At 57.2% G+C, this 6,241-nt stretch carries 7 protein-coding genes; 6 read left to right on the plus strand and 1 reads right to left on the minus strand.

Annotated elements, in window-relative coordinates; genetic code table 11:
- Positions 1–11 precede the first annotated feature (11 nt).
- The 6 genes from DA373_RS11550 to DA373_RS11575 all read left to right on the plus strand — a co-directional run bounded on the left by DA373_RS11550 (position 12) and on the right by DA373_RS11575 (position 4,827).
- Positions 12–962, plus strand: coding sequence for an SPFH domain-containing protein (locus DA373_RS11550; protein WP_107852463.1), 951 nt, complete (start codon positions 12–14; stop codon positions 960–962).
- Positions 963–1,078: 116 nt separating this feature from the next.
- Entirely contained in the window at positions 1,079–1,618 is a 540-nt protein-coding gene (locus DA373_RS11555) for a PIN domain-containing protein (protein ID WP_107852464.1), read from the plus strand.
- A 9-nt stretch (positions 1,619–1,627) separates the two neighbouring features.
- Positions 1,628–2,083 carry a DUF6998 domain-containing protein gene (locus tag DA373_RS11560; RefSeq protein WP_107852465.1) on the plus strand — a complete coding sequence of 152 codons (456 nt, stop codon included), beginning with the start codon at positions 1,628–1,630 and terminating at the stop codon, positions 2,081–2,083.
- Positions 2,084–2,249: 166 nt separating this feature from the next.
- A complete protein-coding gene (locus DA373_RS11565; protein WP_107852466.1) occupies positions 2,250–3,776 on the plus strand; it encodes an alkaline phosphatase D family protein in 1,527 nt (508 codons plus the stop codon).
- Positions 3,777–3,890: 114 nt separating this feature from the next.
- Positions 3,891–4,172, plus strand: coding sequence for a DUF503 domain-containing protein (locus tag DA373_RS11570; protein ID WP_107852467.1), 282 nt, complete (start codon positions 3,891–3,893; stop codon positions 4,170–4,172).
- 7 nt (positions 4,173–4,179) lie between these two features.
- Complete coding sequence (locus tag DA373_RS11575; RefSeq protein ID WP_107852468.1) at positions 4,180–4,827, plus strand: DsbA family oxidoreductase; 648 nt, start codon at positions 4,180–4,182, stop codon at positions 4,825–4,827.
- A gap of 177 nt (positions 4,828–5,004) precedes the next feature.
- On the opposite strand, the gene DA373_RS11580 is transcribed toward DA373_RS11575, so the two are convergent.
- Positions 5,005–5,994, minus strand: a complete 990-nt coding sequence (locus DA373_RS11580) for an integron integrase (RefSeq protein WP_332871065.1) — start codon at positions 5,992–5,994, stop codon at positions 5,005–5,007.
- Positions 5,995–6,241 lie beyond the last annotated feature (247 nt).

Consider the following 6,241-nt stretch of genomic DNA (forward strand, 5'->3'; position numbering starts at 1 on the left):
GGAGTGTGCTCATGGATATGATGTTGATTATTGCCCTGGTGTTTACCGTGCTGGTTTTGGCACTGGTGATCAAGGGCCTGATGATAGTGCAGCAGTCGGAAGCCGTGGTGATTGAGCGCCTGGGCAGCTACCAGAAAACCCTGAGCCCGGGCATTAACTGGATTATTCCCTTTGTGGACAAGCCCCGCTCGATCAAGGTGCGCCGCTACCAGCCCATTGGCGGCGAGAACGTGGCGGTGGTGATGGAAGAAACCCGCATCGACCGCCGTGAAACCGTGCTCGACTTTCCCGGTCAGTCGGTGATCACCGCCGATAACGTGAGCGTGACCGTAAACGGCGCCCTGTATTTTCAGGTGATCGACCCCGAGCGGGCCGTGTATCAGACCGAGAACCTGATCCAGGCCATCGAGATTCTGGCCAAGACCTCGCTGCGCTCCGAGGTGGGCAAAATGGAACTCGACAAGCTGTTTGAATCCCGTCAGGAGATCAACGACAAGCTGCAGATTGTGATGGACGAAGCCGGCAACAAGTGGGGGGTAAAGGTCACCCGGGTCGAGATCCAGGACATCATGATCCCCGCCGAAGTGGAAGACGCCATGCGCAAGCAAATGGCCGCCGAGCGGGAGCGTCGCGCCCTGGTGCTGCAGGCCAACGGTGAGCGGGAAGCCGCCATTGCCCGGGCGGAAGGGGAGAAGCGCTCCAACATTCTGGTGGCGGAAGGCGAAAAGGAAGCCGCCATTCTGATGGCCGACGGCCAGCGCCAGGCCATAGACCAGGTACTCGCCGCCGGCAGCGACCGGCTCGATCCGCAAATGGTGGTGGGCTACCTGCTCGGTCTGGAATACCTGAAAACCCTGCCCGAAATCGGCAAGGATGGCGACCGTATCTTCCTTCCCTATGAAGCCAGCAGCGTGCTCGGCGCCGTGGGCAGCATAGAGGCCCTGCTCAAGGGCAAGGTGTAGGTAAATGGAGCGCGGGTCTTGTCCCCGAATGGGGGCAGCCTGCCCGCATATTGCTGCGCTAGCGGCAACACTCTCAGGCCCGCATATTCTGCAACGGCAACTCAAGGATAGAGACCATGAAATGGGCATTTATCGATTACGAAAATGTGGGCTGCCTGAGCAAGGTGGACCTGTCCTGCTTCGAGCGGGTCATTCTTTTTCTCGGCGCCAAACAGCCCAGGCTGGACTTTGGCGATGTCAGATACGACAAACCCATCAACCTCACGGTGGTGCAGTTAAAGGCCACTCAGGCCAATAACCTGGATTTTCACCTGGCCTACTATCTGGGCAAATTCGACAGCGAGGCACCACAGGGCGTGACCTTTGAAGTGGTCAGCAACGACGGCGGATTTTCACCGCTGATTACCCATATCAAGAACCTTGGTCGCCCGTGCAAGCAACTGAAAATCGCCAGCGCCAATATTGATCGGCTGGTGCACAGCCTGGTATCCACCCCCAGAGACAAACGCCCTCAAAAAGTGACCAGCCTGCGCAACCACATTGCCGCCCAGCTGGGCATAAAGGGCAATGAGCTGGCTATTCAGGAACAAATTAATCAGCTGGTCTCGGCCAAAGTGGTGCGCATTTCCGGAGACGGTATCGAGTACCAGTGCTGATTCACTCTTATGATCAACCACCACAAACTCCAGACTCTGGTCAAACAGCTCTACGCCACCGTGAATGAGCTGGAAGCCATGTTCCCCGGTCGGCACTTTACGCCCGACGGTCATATGGTGGGCAGCCTGGGCGAATGCCTGGTGGCCGATGTCTACGATCTTGAGCTGATGACTGCGTCCAACAAAGGCCATGACGCCGTAACCAGTAGCGGCCTTAAAGTGGAGATCAAGGCGACCCAGTCAAAGACAGTGGCATTTCGCAGTGAGCCGGAGCATGCCATTGTGATCCGACTGACACGGGACGGCACCTTTGAAGAGATCTATAACGGGCCAGGCGCACTGATCTGGGCCTGCTTCAGGGGCAAGCCACTGCCCGCCAATGGCCAGTATCAAATTTCGCTGAGCCGGTTGCGTGAGCTGAACCGCCAGCTTGACGACACCAAACGGGTGCCGCGAGTGAGCTGAACTGGCTCCTGAGCCGAATAACCCGCGTATTCGGCTCACCATCTGAGCCGATTAGTGCGTTTATTCGGCTCAGCCTTTCGCTTTCTTCAATTCGTCACGCAATCTTTACCCGATTTTCATCTGCGCTTTCTACAGTGCTCCTTTTCCTGTTGATGCAGAGGATGGAATGAAACGACGCGACTTTCTTCAGGGCATGGCGGTGCTGGGCGGTGGCCTGCTGCTGAGCAAAACGCCGGCCATGGCGGCCAATGGCCAGCCACAGCAGCAAAGCGGCATTCAGATTGGCGACGTGCTGGCCCACAGCGCCATTGTGTGGGGCCGCAGCGATCGGCCGGCGCGCATGTGGGTGGAGTGGAGCACCGACCCGGGCTTTGCCAAGGCCCAGCGGGTGCGCGGCCCCTGGGCGCTGTCGCCCGGCGACTTTACCAGCCGGCTGGAGCTGACCGGGTTGCCTGCCGGCCGCCGCATTCATGTGCGGGTGGGTTACAGCGACGCCGGCAACGGCGAATTCTCCGACTGGGTAACGGGCAGCTTTATGACCGCCCCCGTGGCCGCCGCCCCGGTGCGGTTTTTGTGGTCCGGCGACACCGCCGGCCAGGGCTATGGCATTAACCCGGAAATGGGCGGCATGAAAATTTACCGCACCATGGCCGAGCAGCAGCCCGACTTCTTTGTGCACAGCGGCGACAATATCTATGCCGACGGTCCCATTCCTGCACAAATAGAGGTGGAAGACGGCAAGATCTGGAAAAACCTGGTCACCCCCGAGGTGAGCAAGGTGGCCGAAACCCTCAACGAATTTCGCGGCCGCTACCGCTATAACCTGATGGACGAAAACGTGCGCCTGTTTAACAGCAAGGTGGCGCAGATCTGGCAGTGGGACGATCACGAAGTGGTGAACAACTATTCTGCGGCCAAGGATCTGAGCGGCGACGCCCGCTACCAGGTAAAAAGCGCCACCCTGTTGCAGGCCCGGGCCACCCGTGCCTTTTTCGATTACGCCCCCATTCGTCGCACCGGCCCTGAAGGCAGCGAGCGAATTTACCGCAGTCTGCCCTTTGGCCCGCTGCTCGACCGCTTTGTGCTCGACATGCGCTCCTACCGTGGCCCCAACAGCGCCAACCTGCAAACCCGGGAAGGGGAAGACACCGCTATTTTGGGCAGCACTCAGGTAGACTGGCTGCTGGAAGAGCTTAAAGCCTCCACTGCTACCTGGAAGGCGGTGTTCTGCGACATGCCCCTGGGCCTGCAGGTGGCAGATGGCGATAAGTGGGAGGCGGTGGCCAATGGCGATCACGGCCCCGCCAAAGGCAGGGAGCTGGAGATTGCCCGGCTGCTCAAGGGCATTAAGGATGCCGGCATTAACAACGTGGTGTGGTTTACCGCCGATGTGCACTACACCGCCGCCCACTATTACGACCCGGCCAAGGCCAGCTTTAACGACTTTGCGCCTTTCTGGGAATTCGTATCCGGCCCGCTGAACGCCGGCAGCTTTGGCCCCGGCAAGCCGGACGACACCTTTGGCCTGCAGGTGGTTTACGAGAAATCGCCTGCCACCCAGAATCAGTCGCCCCTGGCCGGCCTGCAGTTCTTTGGCCAGACAGACATAGACCCCGAAAGCCGCGCCATGACCGTGACCCTCAAGGATCTGAACAACGCCACCCTGTTCACCAAGGTGCTGCAACCCGCCTGATGTTCGCACCGGCCCCCAGGGGCCGGTGCCCTGCATAACATCGTTCGCGCTGCCAAAAGGAGCGTGAAGGGCTACGCTTGTCAGATCCTGTTTTCCCGCCGCAAGGAGAATGGCATGCATATCGGGTTGCTGAGCATCACCTTTTCTCTGCCGGGATGTGGCTCGTTAAAGGAAAAACGCCAGCGCATGGGGGGCATGCACGAACGGTTCGGGCGCAACCCGGCGGTGGCCGTGTGCGAGAGCGGTGCACACAACAGCCACGATGCCAGCGAATGGACATTCGTGGTGGTGGCCGCCTCGCGCCGCGAGGTGGAATCGCTGTGCAGCCGCATTGAAGACAAGATACAGTGCACCGTGGAAGCCCGCATCATCAGCATCACCCGCGAATTTCTGTAGGAGCACCATGAAAAAGATACGAATAGATATTGTTTCCGATATCGCCTGCCCCTGGTGTGCCATTGGCTATGCCCGGCTGGCGCAGGCCATGGAACGGCTGACGCCCGAGTATGAATTCAGCGTGCAGTGGAAGGCATTTGAACTGAACCCGGATCACACCGGGCAAGGTGAGCCCATTCTGCCTGCCCTGGCCAGAAAATACGGCCGCAGCGAGCAGGAGATGCGGGAAAATCAGCAGCGCATGCAGGCGATTGCCACCGGTCTTGGCCTTAACTTCGCGAAAATACAGGAACGCTTTACTTGCAATACCTTTGATGCCCACCGGCTGGTGAAGTGGGCAGGGGAGCAGGGCCGGCAAACCGCCATGAAACAGGCCCTGTTCGAGGTGTATTTTGGCAAGGCGATGGATGTGTCCGATCACGCCGTGCTGCTGAACTGCGTGCAAGCGCTGGGGCTGGACCCGGAAAAAGCAAGACAGGTGCTGGACTCGGATCAATACGCCGACCTGGTGCGGGAAGAAGAAGCCACCTACCAGCAAGCCGGTGTAACCTCCGTGCCCGCCTTTATTATCAACGAGCAATACCTGATTGCCGGCGCCCAGGAGCCCGATGCCCTGGTGCAGGCCTTGCGGGAAATTGGCGCCGAATCCGCCTGAATCACGCCCCGGCAGACATACACACCGGCCCGCACGCGGGCCGTTTTTGGATAGGTCTCAATTGAATTATTTCTCCAGTGCGTCAGAATAGGACGCAAATTTACAGCGCTGCAATCAGGATGATCGCCTGCAAGGTCCGGCGGTAGCGTGGATGACATTTAACTAAATTTGAGTCGGTTACTGTTTGTCCGCACCTGCAAGAAAGTCGAGGGGGCTGTGTGTGCCGGCAAAGTGCTGACCGATCACATGGGTGTAAATTTGAGTGGTACGCACATCGCTGTGGCCAAGCAGCTCCTGTAGGGTTCTGATATCACGCCTGCTTTCAAGCAAATGCGTGGCAAATGAATGACGAAAGGTATGGCAGCTAATGCGCTTGTTGTTGATGCCGGCCTGACTGACTGCGGTTTTTAGTGCTTTGCGCGGCACCGAGTCATGCAGATGATGACGGCAAATTACTCCGGTAACAGGATGCTTACACAGGCTGACGGATGGGAAAACAAACATCCAGGCGGCTTGGCGAAAGGCATTGGGGTATTTTTTGCCAATGGCATAGGGAAGTGATGGGCCAACACCTTTGAGGTTATCTGCCTGCTGAATCGACAAGGCGCTTTCTATCTGCTGGTGCAGCATCTTGTGCAGTCGCTGGCTTAACATGGTTTTTCTGTCTTTATTGCCCTTGCCATTACGCACGGTAACAGAGCCGTCGTTAAAGCCTATGTCCTGCACTCTCAGCCGCAGGCATTCGGTGATTCTGAGGCCGCTGCCATAGAGCAATGAGAAGATCAGCCGGTTGCGTTCATCCAGGTGTTTGAAAATCAACGCGACTTCAGCCTGAGTCAGTACCACGGGAAGGCTACGATATAGAGTGGCACGATGAAAATCCAGATCTCCAAGCTCGATGTTCAGCACCTTGTGATACATAAATGCCAGAGCATTAAGGGCGGTTTTCTGCGTGTTGACGGCAACATGATAATCGGCGGCCAGCCAGGTAAGAAAGTTGCGCACTTCTGGTGCACCCATGTCGGCTGGGTGGCGCAGCTGATGAAAGCGAATGAATCGTTTTATCCAGTGCAGCCAGGTTTTTTCGGTGCGCAGGCTGTAGCCACCCAGGCGAAGTTCCCGGCGAATGCGATTCAAAAACGGACTGGCAGCCATGCTGTTACCCATCTCACGTTTAACTGTATGTATATACAGTATATTGCAAACTGTGAGCTTTGCATGCGCGTTATCAACAAAGTGCGCGCGTGTACAGCAATTAGGAGCAGAAAAAGCAAGTAAATTGAAGGGCAGGGTGAACGCATGAGCGCTTAGTTTTCAATCAATTTTGAAATTCCTGCTTTTAGCACCTTTTCAAGATGGTCGGTTTTCATCCAGCACCTTCTTTGTTTGCCAACAATACTCAATTTGGTGGGCT

Origin of the sequence: Oceanimonas marisflavi (assembly GCF_003049725.1) — a bacterium.
GTDB lineage: Bacteria > Pseudomonadota > Gammaproteobacteria > Enterobacterales > Aeromonadaceae > Oceanimonas > Oceanimonas marisflavi.